The 15,508-nt window shown below is 70.8% G+C and carries 10 protein-coding genes; all 10 read right to left on the reverse strand.

Annotated elements, in window-relative coordinates; translation table 11 throughout:
• Window positions 1-7: 7 nt before the first annotated feature.
• Window positions 8-3,337 (reverse strand): hypothetical protein, encoded by a 3,330-nt coding sequence (locus K8640_RS10740; protein ID WP_223746963.1) that lies wholly within the window; start codon window positions 3,335-3,337, stop codon window positions 8-10.
• Entirely contained in the window at window positions 3,334-4,704 is a 1,371-nt protein-coding gene (locus K8640_RS10745) for a GH1 family beta-glucosidase (protein WP_141328648.1), read from the reverse strand. Before K8640_RS10745 ends, K8640_RS10740 begins: the two co-directional genes overlap by 4 nt.
• Window positions 4,685-5,680 carry an ABC transporter ATP-binding protein gene (locus K8640_RS10750; protein ID WP_223746964.1) on the reverse strand — a complete coding sequence of 332 codons (996 nt, stop codon included), beginning with the start codon at window positions 5,678-5,680 and terminating at the stop codon, window positions 4,685-4,687. The genes K8640_RS10745 and K8640_RS10750 overlap by 20 nt, the downstream gene beginning before the upstream one ends.
• A complete protein-coding gene (locus K8640_RS10755) occupies window positions 5,677-7,431 on the reverse strand; it encodes a dipeptide/oligopeptide/nickel ABC transporter permease/ATP-binding protein (RefSeq protein WP_223746965.1) in 1,755 nt (584 codons plus the stop codon). The genes K8640_RS10750 and K8640_RS10755 overlap by 4 nt, the downstream gene beginning before the upstream one ends.
• Window positions 7,424-8,404 (reverse strand): ABC transporter permease, encoded by a 981-nt coding sequence (locus K8640_RS10760; protein WP_141328654.1) that lies wholly within the window; start codon window positions 8,402-8,404, stop codon window positions 7,424-7,426. Before K8640_RS10760 ends, K8640_RS10755 begins: the two co-directional genes overlap by 8 nt.
• Before the next feature lie 2 nt (window positions 8,405-8,406).
• Window positions 8,407-10,056 carry an ABC transporter substrate-binding protein gene (locus K8640_RS10765; protein WP_223746966.1) on the reverse strand — a complete coding sequence of 550 codons (1,650 nt, stop codon included), beginning with the start codon at window positions 10,054-10,056 and terminating at the stop codon, window positions 8,407-8,409.
• Window positions 10,053-10,898: a family 16 glycosylhydrolase gene (locus tag K8640_RS10770; RefSeq protein ID WP_141328658.1), complete on the reverse strand. Its 846-nt coding sequence runs from the start codon at window positions 10,896-10,898 to the stop codon at window positions 10,053-10,055. The genes K8640_RS10765 and K8640_RS10770 overlap by 4 nt, the downstream gene beginning before the upstream one ends.
• A complete protein-coding gene (locus K8640_RS10775; RefSeq protein ID WP_223746967.1) occupies window positions 10,895-12,121 on the reverse strand; it encodes an ROK family transcriptional regulator in 1,227 nt (408 codons plus the stop codon). The genes K8640_RS10770 and K8640_RS10775 overlap by 4 nt, the downstream gene beginning before the upstream one ends.
• Window positions 12,122-12,164: 43 nt before the next feature.
• Window positions 12,165-12,911 carry a hypothetical protein gene (locus K8640_RS10780; RefSeq protein ID WP_223747253.1) on the reverse strand — a complete coding sequence of 249 codons (747 nt, stop codon included), beginning with the start codon at window positions 12,909-12,911 and terminating at the stop codon, window positions 12,165-12,167.
• A 512-nt stretch (window positions 12,912-13,423) separates the two neighbouring features.
• Window positions 13,424-15,493: a hypothetical protein gene (locus K8640_RS10785; RefSeq protein ID WP_223746968.1), complete on the reverse strand. Its 2,070-nt coding sequence runs from the start codon at window positions 15,491-15,493 to the stop codon at window positions 13,424-13,426.
• Window positions 15,494-15,508 lie beyond the last annotated feature (15 nt).

The raw sequence follows: 15,508 nt of genomic DNA on the forward strand, positions 1-15,508 counted from the left end.
TCGTCCCTCAGAGCGAAAGGATTGCATACGCACCCACCTCGTATTCGCGGCCCTCGAGCCCCTCGGCGATGGCCGTCGTGCTCAGGCCCTCCGAGTACTCGTTCAGCATGCGCACCAGCCCTCGCAGACCGAAGCGCGTGGACACCGCCCCCAGCACCGGACGCTTCAAGCCGTAGGACAAGTCGCCTCCGACCTGCAGCGGATAGGTGAGGTTGAAGATGCGGTGATAGTCGTACGGCCCCCAGTCGTTGAAGCGCACCTGCGCCGCCAAGAGCAGCGTGTCGTACAGCGCGTTGGCGTCCAGTCCGAAGCGGCGCACCTGCCGCGCGTCCTCGCCACCCGACTGGTTGCTGCCCACGAACGCCGTGCCGTACAGCTTCAGCCGCTGCGACGGGTTGCCCACCATGCGCAGCGACGCCTCCCACTCGTCCCGGGCGGGCGGAGCGCCGGCGAACGGCACCGCGCTGCCATCCGCGAGGATGGCGATGCTCGCGTCACGCGACGTCGGCTGGTGGCGGTACACCAGGTCCAGGCCCGCGGCGAATGGCGCGTCCTCGCGCATCTCCCGGTCCCACTGCCAGAACCACGTCCCGGGCGTCGGGTCGAAGGTGATGAGCAGCTCCGCGCCCAGCGTCTCGCGGTTGTCGAGCACCGTGAACGCATCCTGCAACACGTTGCGCGCGCGCACCGCCGGGAAGTACGTGCCCGTCTCCCGGTCGAACGTGTCGGGGATGTTCGGGTTCGGTCCGATGAGCGGCTTCTGGTACAACAGATTGGGCGCCACCTCGATGGTGCCCAGCTGGAACGCCGCGCCCGCCTGCGCGCCGAAGTGATTGCCGCGCCCGCTCTCCCGCAGGCTCCAGCCCGTGAGCACGATGCTCGGCTCCGGACCGCCGTCCGCCACGAGTCCCCGGAACGAGCCCTGCGCGAACACGCGCGCCCCGCCGAAGTCATACGTGGCCCGCGCCTTGGCGCCGAGCGTGTCCAGGAACTGCACCTTGTCGCGCAGCACCTCCTGGCCCGTACCCTGGTAGCCGGGGCCGTTCGTCTCGCGCGTCCAGGTGAACTCCTCGCCGATGCGCTGCGGCGCCGCGAGGATACCGCCCACGTCCACGGACAGCGGACCCTGGTTCCACTCGAACGTCAGCGCCGTGCGGCGCGCCACGCGCTCACGGATGACGGAGGCCGTCTGCTGCGTGCCTCCGCGCGCGATGTCCTCCTGGTGCACCAGCGTCAGCGCCGCGTTGCCGAAGCCCTTGCGGTACTTGGCGACGATGGAGGGGTTGGCGCCCCAGTACAGCTCCGGGCCGATGGCGAGCTTGAAGCCCTCGTACGCGCGCTTGCCGCTGAGCACCACGCCGAAGGGCGCGTTGCCGTGGTAGATGTCGATGTTCGGCCCGTAGTTGGCCTCGCGGTACAGGCCGAAGAAGTCGCCCTCCTCGCCCCAGTGGTAGTGGCCGACGCGGTAGAAGCCCTCGAGCGCGAAGTCCGTGCGGTCCAGCTTGAACTCCGCCTGGTACAGCGCGAACCGGTCGAACCCCGACACACCCGGCTGCGCCACGCCCGGCGTCGGAGAGACACCCGGCGTGGGCGTCGTCGGCGCGGGCGTGTTGCCCCGGTTCTCGTAGAACAGGTTGTTGAGGCGGTTGGTGGCCACGTTGCCCACCACGTTGAACGACGCGCGCCCGTACACGCCGGTGGCGGGCTGGAGCGCCAGGTCGAAGAAGATGGACTCCGTGTGGTCGGAGGCCGTCTGGTTCGGCCGCGTCGTCGCGATGCTCCCGCGCGACAGCGAGCTGTCCATCACCAGCCGCAGGTTGGACACGCGCACCGCGCTGAGCTCATCCGCCTTCGCCAGGGCGATGGAGGACTCGTACCCCTTCGACAGCTCCGAGGGCCGCAGCGCCCCGAAGTGCGCGTGGATGCGGTCCAGGTCCGTCTCCTCCGCGTACGGGTCCAGCCGGAAGGCCGCCTGCAAGAGGTAGTAGGCCGTGCGCGGCTGGATGCGGGAGATGCCCGCGTCATCCGGCGTGCCGAGCGCGCAGATGCCGAACCACTCCTCGTTCATGTTGTTCTGGCCCGGCACGAAGTCCGCCGCGTAGCCGCCGTTGGGCCACGACGCCGTGGTGTCGTGCAGGGAGAGGTTGGTCTCCTGGCCCATCTTCCACCAGCCATCCACCCACTGGAACACGAAGCCGCCCAGCGCGTTGCCCACGCGGCCCTGGCCGTACGTCTGGGTGTAGATCTCCTCCCACTGCTGGCGCAGGTACTCGGCCTGCGCCAGGTGGTCCTCGCGGCCCTCCTTCGCGTTGTACGCGTCCGCGCCGAACTCGGAGAAGAGCACCGGCTTGTCCACCTTGCGCAGCACCTCCTCGTACAAGTCACGGACGCTCGGGCCGCGGTAGACGTTGGCGCCGAAGATGTCGATGTCCGCGGCGTGCTGCGCCACCAGGTCGATGTACTGGAGGTCGCCGTTGGCCAGGGCCACCGGGTGGTTCACGTCGCGCGCCTTGATGGTCCGCGCCGCTTCCCCCATCAGCGTGTAGAGGTGCACCGCGCGCGCGGCGTCCTCCTGGCCGGGCAGCGCCTCGATTTCATACGAGGTCCAGTGCAGGCCGTAGTTGTTCTCGTTGCCGAGCAGCCACAGCAGCACGCCGGGGACGCCCCGGTAGACCTCCACCTTCTTCGCCAGCTCCGCGAGCAGCGCCTCGCGGTGCGTCTTGTTGGAGTAGTCGATGTTCGGCACGAAGGCGCCGTTGACGGTGGCGCCGTAGCGGCCCATCAGCGGGTTCACCACGGTGGTGATGCCGTAGTTCTTGTAGATGAACTCCACCCAGCGCGGCGGGATGTCGTCGAACTGGCGGATGGAGTTGACGCCCATGTCGCGCAGCAGCGTCATCTCGCGCGCCAGCACCGCGCGCACGAAGTCATCGGGCTGGTTCCAGAGCGAGTAGCGGTAGTTCTCGCCGATGGGCGTGTAGCCCCAGTTCATGCCGCGCATCAGGAAGTCGCGGCCGTCCACCTTCAGCTTGAAGCCCCGCTCGTCGCGGTACACCTTGACGACGGTGGCCTTCTCCGCGCCCGCCGTGACGTCCACGGTGGGCAGGGCGATGGGCTGCGGTGACGGCGCGGGACTCGGAGGTCCCTCGGGCAGCGTGGACGTGGTGGGCGGAGGCGCGCCGCCGGGCTGCGCGGCGGCGGGCGGCGCGTTCTCCACGGGCGCCGCGGGGGGCTGCGCGGCGCCGGGCTGGACGGGAGGCGCCTGGACGTCCTGGGCGAGGCCCGAGGGCGCGTGCAGGGCGAGGGTCAGCAGGGGGGCGAGGAACAGGGCTCTCATGCGGCCAGCTCCACATCCAGCCCGTTCTGGGCCACCACGGCGCGGTACAGGTGCGCGCTGTCCTTGGGGATGCGCTTCTGGGTGGCGTAGTCGACGTAGACCATGCCGAAGCGCTTCTGGTAGCCGTAGGCCCACTCGAAGTTGTCCAGCAGGGACCAGGCGAAGTAGCCCTGGAGGGGCACGCCCTGGCGGATGGCCTCGAGCGAGGCCTCCAGGTGCAGCCGCAGGTACTGCACGCGCTTGGTGTCGCGCACGCGGCCGTCCGCGTCGGGGCCCGTGCCGTACGCGGCGCCGTTCTCCGTCACGTAGAGGCGGCCCGGGTTGTAGTCCTGGTGCAGCCGCACGAGCAGCTGGGTGAGGCCGTGGGGGCTCACCTCCCAGTCCATCTCCGTCTTCTCGCTGCTGACGTGGACGGTGCGCGGCGCGTTCTGCGACTCGGGGATGCGGTCGCTGCGCAGGACGGCGCGGTTGTAGTAGTTGACCCCGAGGAAATCGATGGGCGTGGAGATGTCCTCCAGGTCTCCGGCGCGCAGGAAGGGCAGGGTGTCCGACTTCAGATGGCCCGCGGCGACATGGTCCTGGATGACGTCACGCGGGTAGCCGCGTCCGTAGAGTGGGTCCAGGTACCAGCGGTTGAAGCCACCGTCGAAGGAGCGGCAGGCCTCCAGGTCCTCGGCGCTGGGCGACGCGGGCTCGGCGGGCACCAGGTTGAGGGTGATGCCCACGTCCGCCTGGGACACGTTGGAGCGCAGCACGGGCACCGCCTGTCCGTGGGACAGGAGCACGTGGTGGGCCGTGGCCAGGGCCTGGCCCCAGTCCTTGATGCCGGGCGCGTGCTCACCGTTGGCGTAGCCCAGCACGCTGATGCACCAGGGCTCGTTGTGCGTAATCCAGCGCTTCGCGCGGTCGCCGAGCTTCTGGCTCACGACGTCCGCGTACTCGACGAAGGCGCTCACCGTGTCGCGCGAGGCCCAGCCGCCCTGGTCCTGGAGCGCCTGGGGGAGGTCCCAGTGGTACAGGGTGACGCAGGGCTCGATGCCGGCCTCCAGCAGCCCGTCGACCAGCCGTGAGTAGAAGTCCAGGCCGGCCTGGCTCACCTTGCCGCGGCCGGTGGGGAGGATGCGGGGCCACGCGATGGAGAAGCGGTAGGACTTCAGTCCCATCCAGCGCATCAGCTCCACGTCCTCGCGCCACCGATGGTAGTGGTCGCAGGCGACGTTGCCGTTGGTGCCGTCCTGAATCTTCCCAGGCGTGGCGGAGAAACGGTCCCAGATGGATTCACCGCGCCCGTCAACATCGGTGGCGCCTTCAATCTGGTACGAGGAGGTGGCGACACCCCACACGAAGTCACGAGGAAACTGCCGCATCGTCAGGGACTCCTTTCGAGGACTCGAGGTGGCAGCGGACGTGGTGCTCCGCCGCGGAATGGTGGAAGGGGGGAATCGATTCGTGACAGCGCACGTCCGCGTGCGGACAGCGCGGGGCGAAGGCGCAGCCCAATGGCGGCGCGGGCCCGGCGGGAGTGCGAGCGGGCAGCGGCGTGCGCAGGAAGTCCACGCCGTCCGGCACCGCGGAGAGCAGCAGGCGCGTGTACGGGTGGCGAGGTGCCTGGAGCACCTCGCGGGTGTGGCCTGTCTCCACGACGCTGCCCGCGTAGAGCACCAGCACGCGGTCCGCGAGGTGTCGCGCGCTCGCCAGGTCGTGGGTGATGAAGAGGATGCCGATGCCGCGCTCGCGCGTCAGGCCCTTGAGGAGCTGGAGCACGCCTCGGCGCGTGGAGACGTCGAGCATCGACGTGGGCTCGTCCGCGATGATGACGTCGGGTTCGACGGCCAGCGCTCGGGCCACCGCGACGCGCTGCCGCTGGCCTCCGGACAGCTCGTGCGGATAGCGCTGGGCGAACTGCTCCACGGGCGTCAGGCCCACGGACTCCAGCAGCGCGTGCACGCGGCGCTTGAGTTCCACGCCCTGGGCCTTGCCGTGGCGCAGGAGCGAGCGCTCCAGGTGATAGGCCACGGTGTGCACGGGGTTGAGCGAGGCGAACGGGTCCTGGAACACCATCTGCACGCGGGCGCGGTAGGACAGCGACGCGGCGCGGCCGTCGTGCGCGAGGACGTTCTCTCCGTGCAGACGCAGCTCGCCGCCGTCCGGGGTGTCCAGCCGCGCGAGCAGGCGCGCCAGGGTGCTCTTGCCGCTGCCGGACTCACCGACGAGCGCGAGGATTTCGCCGCGCTCCAGTGAGAAGGAGACGTCCTGCAACACCTTGCGCCGGGAGCGCGAGAGGAAGCCGCCCAGCGGGAAGCTCTTCGACAAGCGCGTGGCCTCCAGGAGCGGCGGGCTCATCGGCGACCTCCGGGCAGCGCGGCCTGTGCGGTTTTGAGTGAGGCGTGCTCCAGGACATCCGGTGGCGGCGGCGCCACATCGGACGCGCCGAGGTGCGGGAAGGACGAGAGCAAGAGCCGCGTGTACGGATGCTTCGCGTCCGTGCGCAGCCGCTCCGCCGTGTCCACCTCCACCAGCTTGCCGGCCTGGAGGATGCCCACCCGGTCCGCGAGCGCCAGCAACAGCGGCAGGTCATGCGTGATGAACAGGACGGCGAAGCCCAGCCGGTCCTTCAGCTCCACCACCCGCTGGAGCAGCTCCTTCTGCACCACCACATCGAGCGCCGTCGTGGGCTCGTCCATCACCACCAGCTTCGGCTCCAGCGCCAGCGCCAGCGCGATGCCCACCCGCTGCCGCATGCCGCCCGACAGCTGGTGCGGCCACGCGTGCACCAGCTCCGGCTTCAGCCCCACCATCGCGAGCATCTCGCGCGCCCGCGCATGGGACGACGCGCGGGAGCTCCCCCCGTGCGCCGCCAGCGTGTCGTGGAACTGCTCTCCCAGCGAGAGCACCGGATTGAGCGCGCTCATCGCGCTCTGGAACACCATCGACACCCGGCTCCAGCGGAACTCGCGCATCGCCTCGGGCGACAGCGCGGTGACGTCCGTGCCGTCGAACAGGATGCGGCCCTGGGTAATCGCCGCCGACGGAGGCAGCAGTCTCAACAGCGCGTAGCCCAGCGTCGACTTGCCGCTCCCCGACTCACCCGCGAGCCCGAACACCTCGCCCGGCGCGATGTCGAGCGACACCTGGTCCACCACCCGCGAAGGCCCCGAGGCCGTCATGTACTCGATGGACACCCCACGCACGCTCAAGAGCACACCGGGCGTGGGCACCTCGGAGGACGCCTCGACCGCCTTCGCGGGCACCGGCGCCGAAGGGGGCGCCCGCAGCGCGGGGTTCGTCACCTCGTCGATGGCGGAGCTCAGCAGCGTGAGCGAGAAGCCCACCAGCGCGATGCACAGGCCCGTGGGAACGAAGATCCACCACGAGCGCGTCAGGAGCGCCGCGTCGTTGCCGGCCCAGTACAGGTTGGTGCCCCACGTCACCGCGCCCACGTCGCCCAGGCCCAGGAACTCCAGCCCCACCTGCGCGCCCACCGCGTACAGCGTGTTCCCGATGAACGACGACGCCACCAGCGACGCCATGTTGGGCAAGAGCTCCCGGGTGATGATGCGCGCGTGGCTCTCCCCGGCCACCACCGCCGCCGCCACGAAGTCCCGACCGCGCAAGGCCAGCGCCTCCGCCCGGAACACCCGCGCGTTCCACGCCCAGCCGGCGAAGGTGAGCACCACCACCATGCGCATCGGCCCCGAGGGCAGGTACGCCCCCAGCACGATGGCCAACGGCAGCCCGGGGATGACCAGGAACACGTTGGTGGTCAGCGTCAGCGCGTCATCCACACGCCGGCCCAGGTAGCCCGCCGTGATTCCCACCAGCGCGCCCACCAGCGTCACCAGCGCGCCCACCGCGAAGCCGATGGCCAGGGTCTCCCGCGCGCCCACCACCGTCTGCGCGAGCACGTCCTGTCCCTGCCCCGTCGTGCCGAACAGGTGCGCGCGCGAGGGCGGCTGGTGCGGCTGGCCCACCAGCTCCGTGGGGTCCATCACCAGCCACGGGCCCACCAGCGCGAGCAAGAGGAAGCCCAGCAGGATGCTGCCTCCCACCGCCGCCTTGCGCTGGCGGAGCAGGCGTCGAAGGGTCTCACGCATGGGCGCGGGTCCTCGGGTCCAGCCAGAGGCAGAGCAGGTCCACCGCGAAGTTCGCGGCGAGCACCGCCAGCGTGATGACCAGGAAGAGCCCCTGCATCAGCGGGTAGTCCTGGTTGCGCACCGCGAGGATGAGCAGGTAGCCCGTCCCCGGATACGAGAAGACAATCTCCGTCAGCAGCGAGCCGCTGAGCACGAACCCCAGCGCCATCCCGAAGCCCGTCACGTTGGGCAGCAGCGCGTTGCGCGCCGCGTACCGCAGCATCACCTGCCGGGGCGGCAGCCCCTTCGCGTGCGCCAGCCGCAGCGTGTCCGTGCCCAGCACGGCCACCATGGTGTTGCGCATGCTCAGCATCCACCCGCCCAGCGTGGCCACCACGATGGACGTCGCCGGCAGCACCGCGTGCCGCCCCACGTCCGCGATGAACGAGAGCGTCAGCCCCGGCTCCACGTCGTGCGAGTACGCGTGCCGCAGCGGGAACCACCCCAGCCCGAAGCCGAAGAGGTACAGCGCCAGCATGGCCAGCCAGAAGTAGGGGAAGGCCCCCAGGAACGCGAGCGCCGGCGCCAGCGCGGAGTCCATCCATCCGCCCCGGTTCCACGCCGCCAGCACGCCCAGCATCGTCCCCACCGCGAAGCTGATGACCACCGCGCACCCGGCCAGCCCCACCGTCCACAAGAGCCCCGTGCCGATGACCTCCGACACGCGCGACGGGTAGTACGCGTAGGACAGCCCCAGGTCGCCCGAGAGCAGGTGCTTCAGGTACGTGACGTACTGCACGTGCCACGGTGCGTCCGTGAAGCCGAAGGCCGTCTTCAGCGCCACCAGCGCCTCCGGCGAGATGCGCCCCTCGAAGCGCGCGAACATCGCCGTGGCCGGATCTCCAGGCGCGAGCCTCGGGATGACGAAGTTCATCGTCAGCGAGGCCCACGCCGCGAGCAGATAGAAGCCGAGCCTGCGAAGCACGTAGGACATGGTCAGGGCTCCCTCGGCGTGAGGGTCGTCAGCACCAGCAGGCTGTCCGGCTCGGCGTGCGGGGACAGCCGCGCGTACGGGTTCGCCTCGGAGGGAAAGCCCGTGAAGCGCTTGGAGTTGGCCTCACCCCAGGACGGGTTCGGGAACAGCGGAATCGCGGGCGCCGTCTCCGAGAAGCGCCGCTGCACCTGCGCCATCAGCGCCTGCTGCTCGTCGCGCGAGTCGGTGCCCTCGAAGCGCTCCAGCAGCGCGTCCGTCTGCGCGTCGCCGTAGCGCTGCCAGTTCGCCGCGGCCACCTCGCCCACCGGCCGCACCGTCGCCGACGACAGCATCCACTTGTAGAAGGTGTACGGCGTGGGCCCGTCCAGTGACCACGAGATGGCCAGCTGGAACTCGCCCTTCTGCAGCCGCGCCTGCCACGCGCCGAACTCGTACGTGCGCAGCTGCGCCTGCAGCCCCAGCTTGCGCAAGTCGCGCGCGACCACCTGGCCCGCGCGCACCCAGTCGGACCAGCCGCCCACCACCTCGATGTCCAGCGTCAGCGGCAGGCCGTCCTTGCCACGCCGCAGTCCGTCCTCGCCCGCGATGAGGCCCGCCTCGTCCAAGAGCCGCGCGGCCTCCTTCGCGTCGTGGCGCACCCACGCGTCGTCCGCGACGTCCGCGTCCCGCCAGCCCGCGTACGCGTCATTGAGGCCCGTGGCGTCCGCCGGCCGCGTGTAGCCGTACATCGCGATCTCGACCAGCCGCTCGCGGTCCAGCGCCATGCTCAGCGCCTTGCGCACGCGCACGTCGTCCAGCGGCGGCCGCGTGGTGTTCGGGTAGAGGAAGACGGTGCTGCCGTAGAGCGGGAACCAGCGCGCGTGGTGCTTCGGGTCCTTGGACACGAAGGTGCGGTCCACGGCGGGGACGAAGTTGCCCGCCCAGTCCACCTCGCCCTCCACCAGCGCCAGGTTCGCCTGGTCATTGGTGGGGAACGCCAGGAAGCGCAGCGCGCGCACCGCGGGCTTGCCGGGCTGCCAGTAGTACGGGTTGCGGCCCAGCTCGTACACCTGGTTGCGGAACAGGCTCACCTGCGTGAAGGGGCCGGTGGCCACCGGGCTCGGGTTGGTGAACGTCACCGGGTCCGCCACCCGCTCCCAGATGTGCTTGGGGACGATGGGCTGCGCGGCCAGGTCTCCGAAGCCCGGGATGAACAGGCGCGAGAACTGGAACGCCACCGTGTGCGGCCCCTCGGCGCGCACGTCCGACAGGAAGCGCCACACGCCGCCCGCGTCCAGCGCCGCGTGCTTGCGCAACAGCTGGAACGTGTACGCCACGTCCTCCGCGCTGAAGGCCCTGCCGTCGGACCAGCGCACGCCCTCGCGCAACGTGAAGCGCAGCGTGCGGCGGTCCTCGGACCACGCATGCCCGGTGGCGAGCCACGGCGTGAAGCCGCCGGTGGACGGCGTGTAGAGCTCCAGGCACTCGTAGATGCCCGCGCGCGTGGGCCACCTGGAGCCCGCGCCCGGGAACAGCGGGTTGAAGTTGCGCACCCACGCGCTCTGCTGCTCCACGGAGACGAACAACGTCCCGGGCGGACGGGGCCTGGGCTCGTTCGAGCACGCGGCCAACGTCAGCAGGAGGAGGGGGAGCAGTGAGGCCGCGGGCCTCATTCCGCCCTCGCGTAGACGCGCACGTAGTCCACGCGCATCGTCTGGGGGAACTGGGTGGTCCCGTCGATGGGCCCCACGTAGTTGCCGCCCACCGCGATATTCAGGATGAGGAAGTGGGGATGGTCGAACACCCAGCGCCGGTTGGCCGGCAAGTCCTTGGGCGTCACCTCGAGGAACGCGACGTCGTCGACGAACCAGCGGATGCGGTCGGGGTCCCACTCCACCGCGTAGAGGTGGAAGTCCTCGTACAGCTTGCCCCCGCTGACCACGTGCTCGCCGCCGACGTTCTCCCCGCCCGAGTAGCCCGGGCCGTGCAGCGAACCCCGGACGATGGCGGGCAGCTGGCCCCGGTGCTCCATGATGTCGATTTCGCCGCACTCGGGCCAACCGACCTGCGGGAAGTTGGCGCCCAGCATCCAGAACGCCGGCCAGATGCCCTTGCCGGTGGGCAGCTGGATGCGCGCCTCGAAGCGGCCGTACGCGCGCTCGAACTTGCCGCGCGTGTTCAGGCGCGCGGAGGTGTAGTCGTTGCCCTGGTAGCGCTCCTTGCGCGCGGTGATGACCAGGTGGCCCTCGCCATCCAGTGACGCGTTCTCCGTGCGCGCGGTGTTGTGCTCGTACTGGGCGTTGCCCCAGCCGTCTCCTCCGACGTCCGCGTTCCACCGCTCAGGGGAGGGCGGGGTGCCCGGTGCGCCGTCGAACTCGTCCTGCCAGACCAGCCGCCAATCCTGATGCGAGGGCTGGTGGATGGTGGGAGGGGGCTCGATGCTCTTGGAGCGGGCCGGGTCACAGGCCACGCTCCCCAGGAGCAGGCACCACGCGAGGAGTCGGCTGGAGGTCATGCGATTCTTCCGACGTGTTGGAGTGGGAACAGCGTGCGGTCCCGGAGGGCCGCCTGGAGCACGAGCGTCGCCGCGCCCACCGCGATGGACTTGTCGCCCAGCGCGGAGGTGACGATGCGCGTCTCCGCCATGGACGTGGACAGCGCGCGCTTGCGCACCGAGGTCCGCAAGGGGTCCAGCAGCAGGTCCCCCACGGAGGAGATTTCTCCGCCGAGCACGACGATGGCGGGGTTGAGCAGGTTGAGCAGGCCCGCCACCGCGATGCCCAGGTACTGGCCCAGCCCGTCGATGATCTGCCGCGCCGCCGCGTCTCCGGCGCGCGCGCCCTCGACGATTTCGCGGATGGTCGGCGCCTTGCGGCCCTTGGTGCCCATCAGCTCCCGCGCGCGCTCCACCAACGCGCCGGACCCGATGAGGGTGACCAGGCAGCCGCGCAGTCCGCACAGGCACGGCGGCCCCGCGGAGTCCACGGCGATGTGGCCAATCTCTCCGGCCGTCCCTCCGGCGCCGCGGTACACGTCGCCGTGGATGATGTGGCCCGAGCCGATGCCCGTGGCCAGCTTGATGTACGTCAGGTCCTCCCCGTTGATGCCCGCGCCCCAGTAGCACTCCGCCAGCGCGCCCAGGTTCGCGTCGTTGTCCACCAGCACCGGCAGATCGAACGTGTTGCCCAGCGCCTCGCGCACGTCGTAGCCGCGCCAGGCCGGCAGGATGAGCGGCGAGAGCTTCCCCGGCGCGGACGGGTGCACCGGGCTGGGCGCGGCCACGCCCAGGCCCACCACGGACTTGCGGGGCACGCGCTCGGCGTCCAGGCACTCCTGCACCAGCGCCCGGATGGACTTGAGCGTGCCTTCGGGGTCGTTGCGCACCTGCTGCGCGCTGTTGCGGTGCGTGCGCACGCGGCCTCGCAGGTCCGTGAGCACGACGGTGACGTGGGTGGCGCCCATCTCCACGCCGAGGATGCTGAAGGCGTCATCCCGGAAGCCGATGAGCGTGGGCCGGCGGCCACCCCGGGACACGCCGGCGCCGATGCTGCGCACCAGCCCGGAGTGCTCCAGGTCCGCGACGATGGCCGACACGGTGGACGGGCTGAGCTCCGTCCTCCGGGCAATCTCCGCCCGGGAAATCTGGCGCTCGCGCCAGATCATGTTCAGCAGCAGGCTGCTGTTCTGCGCCCGCATGCCCGCCGCGTCGACCGTCCGTGCCGCCGTTCCCACTTTCATCGTCCCCTTACGCTCCGTTCCACCGCGTGGAGGATGGTGGGGGTCACCGCCACTGGATGTCGTCGATGAAGAAGACGACCGGAGAGGGCTTGCCTCCCGCGACCCAGCCAAAACCACCCACCACCTTCCGGTATCGGACGCGGCTGACGTCGATTGTGTACTCAGTTGGCGTCGTCGTGAGCGTCACGTCGCCGGTATCCAGCGTGAATCCGTCCGCCTTGGTGCTCAGGCCGGCCAGGAACTTGACGACCTCGCCGCCCGAGGCTCCCCAGGCGTAGAAGGAGAGCACGGAGGCGCCGTCCGGGATTTCGAAGCCGGGCAGGTCGCCCCAGTTGCTCTCCGGGTACTGCCACCACACGCCGCCCCAGTTGTTGCCGCCCACCGTATATGTGAACTTGTGGCAGGTGCCCTTGCCCGTGCCGGGCCGAGGCGAGGCGCACTCGGACGCATAGGTGATGGTGCCCTGCTCGCCGTCGCCCATGTAGCCGCTGGCCGCCCAGTGGCTGTCCACCGCCAGGGGCAGCGTCACCGTGGGGCCCGCGTCCGGCGTGCCCGCGTCCGGAGGAGGTTCGCCCGCGTCCGGCGTCCCTGAATCAGGAGTCCCCGAGTCGGGCGCACCGGCGTCCGGCGTGCCCGAGTCCTGCGGCGTCCCGGAGTCGGGCTTCGTCCCCGCGTCGGCCTGCGGGTCCGGCGTCTTGTCGTCCTCTTCCGGGTCACACGCGCCGAGCAGACTCATGGCGGCGAGCATCCCCGCCGCGGCACACGTCCAGGCGAAACGCTTGTGCTGCATGGGCTTCCCCTCCCTGCTGGAAAACTTCGTTCTTGCTGCGAAGAAACCAGTCGACGCACACAGGTGGCGCTCGCACGGTGCGATGCGTCATGAAAAGCGCTCTGCTTCAGAGGAGCGTGCGGTGAATCACGCCGTGCCCATCGCCCACACCCCCGGGGCCCACCGTCACTCCGTGACGAACCGGCGCCGCATTCGTTCGAGTGGCGAAGAAAGTACCAGTGACGTCTGGCGGATTGCAAGTTCGCGCACGTCTGCGTTTGCGGCGCGCGCAGGGCACAATGCCTGACGCGACGCGGCGGTGGCGCTGGTGAGAGTCATTGTCCACGCGGGCGCGAAGTCGTGAAGGCTGGCGCGCGGCGGGGGCGGATAACTTCATTCGTCGAGCGAATGAAGTGGGGGCGGGACGGGGTGCTGCTCACGTCCGGTGTCGGGAGGAACGACGAGGCCGGCGGACACGATAGCGGGTGTCCGCCGGCCAGGACAAATCGAGGCGGTGTGCGAATGCAGCGCGGTTACGGGCTGGCGGTGAGCAGGTTCGTCATGGAGACGACGAAGGTGTAGTAGCCGCCGCCGTGGGTGGGCGGGGGCGGGTTCTGGCGCATCCACGCGGCGAGCTGCTCGGGGGTGCCGTTGGGGAGGGCGGTCCGGGCCTCTTCGAAGTAGTTGAGGAAGGTGCGCACGCCGGAGTTCGCGGGGGTCGTCTGTCCCTCGGGCGCGATGAGCCCCATCATCTGGTCGATTTCGGAGGGCGCCAGGTCGAAGGCCTGGGCCACCTCCCGCAGGCCGGCGGTGTCGGTGAGGCGGCGCGTCACCAAATCCCTCATGCGTGGGAAGTCGAGGCCGAGCGCCGCCAGGTCGCGGGCCTGGCTGGGGTAGGTGGACACGAACTCCACGCGGGCCGCGGCGTCGGGGATGCCGAACGCGGTGGCGCGCTCGGTGACGGCGCGGCGCACCTCCTCGTCGCGCAGGTAGCTCTCCCGGGCCTGGCCAATCTGGTTGAGGACGAAGAGGGTGGCGGCCACGGCGAAGCCCGGGGCGCCGGTGAGGATGCCCGCGAAGGACAGGGCGCCCGTGACGACGCTCGCGGCCTGCACGGCCACCTGGATGTGGGTGCCCTGGTTCTGCTCCTGGCGCGAGAGCAGCTCCACCACGTTGAGGCTCGCGGCCACCATGCCCAGGATGTTGCTGGCCTTGCCCACCAGCTTCGCCAGGGCGGGGGCATTCGCCGCCAGGTTCGCCGTGTGCTGGGCCGCTCCCTCGAGGACGGGGAACCTGCCGGCGGCGGAGGAGGTGACGCGGTGGAGCACCGACGCCACGGTGCCCAGGCTGAGGCTGACGGCCGCGGCGCCCATGCCCACCTTGCTCAAGGGGCCGGTGATTCCCAGCAGGACGTTGGGCTCGGAGAACACCTCGGGCCGCGTGAACATGGCCACCGAGAGCGCGGAGGTGACCAGCGACATGGCGCCGGCGCCGCCCTGCGTGGCCGCGTGGGTGGACAGCGCGGTGAGGGCGGCCACGTCGCCAGTGACGGCGCGCGACAGCGTGTCCAGCGTCGCCTGGGGGTTGGGGCCCAGGATGCTGGCCTGGACGCTCGCGGGCATCGCGTCGATGAGCGCGCGGCTGGCGGCCACGGCCTGCTCGGGCGTCTGTCCCTTCGCGAGCGCGTCCGCCATGGTGGCGTTGAGCGCGGGGCCGTAGACCTGGGCCTCCAGGTTGACGCCCGCGCCGCTGGCGAGGGTGGTCATCAGCGGGGCGTTGTTGGCCAGGAAGTCCACCGCGGCGCCCGCCTGGGGCGAGTCGGCGACCAGGGCCAGGCCCTCGAACAGCGCGGCCGCGGCGGTGGGCGTGGTGTAGGGCGAGCCCGCGTGGTGCTCGGCGAGGTAGCTCGTGAGCGCGTCGCCGTTGGCTTCGAGGTGGGCGGCGAAGTCGGCCACGGCCGCGTCGCGCGCCGCGTAGACGCCGGCGTTCTGCTCGCGGTAGCCGGCGATGTACGCGTCGCGCTCCTCGGTGGTCAGCGTGGGGCCGAGCAGCGCCAGGTCGTTGGCGAGCTGCACCTCCGTCGCGTCGACCGCCTGCTGCGCCGCGGTGGCGGAGGCGGACAGCGTCTGCATCCGCGCGTACGCCTCCGCGCCCGTCAGGCCCGGCGCGACCTGGGCGCGAGAGGTCGCCGTCGTGCCCTCGGGCCCACCCCCGCGCGAGACGAGGCCGCCGTTGCCCGTGCCTCCGAGCAGGTTGCCTCGTCCTCCGTTCAGGAGGCTCGCGCTGGCCCCGGAGCCATTGAGCAGGGCCATGCCGCCGTTCATCAACATCCCCGCGGTGACTGTGCCGCCGCTGCCCTGGCCCCCGTGCTGCGTCGGCACATGAGGCCCGGGCTTGCCCGCGCCGGCCGTGTCGCCGTTCTTCGCGGCCCACTTGCGGAGGTCCGACTTGCGCGTGTCCTCGGCCTCGAAGCCGCTGTCCTGCTTCTGGTAGCGCGGCGTGGGCGGAGGAGGCGGCGGTGGCGGAGCCGGCCGGGCGGCCTCGGCCTCGGGCGGCGGCGTGGGAACGAACGACGGGGATGGGCTGGACGGAATCCGGGACATGTCGCGCGACCTCGC

The organism is Myxococcus sp. XM-1-1-1, from assembly GCF_020037095.1.
Classification (GTDB): domain Bacteria; phylum Myxococcota; class Myxococcia; order Myxococcales; family Myxococcaceae; genus Myxococcus; species Myxococcus fulvus.

Excerpts from the sequence above, each read along its gene's own strand:
- K8640_RS10775 (WP_223746967.1), bottom strand. The coding sequence starts at position 12,121 with ATGAAAGTGGGAACGGCGGCACGGACGGTCGACGCGGCGGGCATGCGG.
- K8640_RS10765 (WP_223746966.1), bottom strand. The coding sequence starts at position 10,056 with ATGAGGCCCGCGGCCTCACTGCTCCCCCTCCTCCTGCTGACGTTGGCC.
- K8640_RS10770 (WP_141328658.1), bottom strand. The coding sequence starts at position 10,898 with ATGACCTCCAGCCGACTCCTCGCGTGGTGCCTGCTCCTGGGGAGCGTG.
- K8640_RS10750 (WP_223746964.1), bottom strand. The coding sequence starts at position 5,680 with ATGAGCCCGCCGCTCCTGGAGGCCACGCGCTTGTCGAAGAGCTTCCCG.
- K8640_RS10760 (WP_141328654.1), bottom strand. The coding sequence starts at position 8,404 with ATGTCCTACGTGCTTCGCAGGCTCGGCTTCTATCTGCTCGCGGCGTGG.
- K8640_RS10785 (WP_223746968.1), bottom strand. The coding sequence starts at position 15,493 with ATGTCCCGGATTCCGTCCAGCCCATCCCCGTCGTTCGTTCCCACGCCG.
- K8640_RS10780 (WP_223747253.1), bottom strand. The coding sequence starts at position 12,911 with ATGCAGCACAAGCGTTTCGCCTGGACGTGTGCCGCGGCGGGGATGCTC.
- K8640_RS10745 (WP_141328648.1), bottom strand. The coding sequence starts at position 4,704 with ATGCGGCAGTTTCCTCGTGACTTCGTGTGGGGTGTCGCCACCTCCTCG.
- K8640_RS10755 (WP_223746965.1), bottom strand. The coding sequence starts at position 7,431 with ATGCGTGAGACCCTTCGACGCCTGCTCCGCCAGCGCAAGGCGGCGGTG.
- K8640_RS10740 (WP_223746963.1), bottom strand. The coding sequence starts at position 3,337 with ATGAGAGCCCTGTTCCTCGCCCCCCTGCTGACCCTCGCCCTGCACGCG.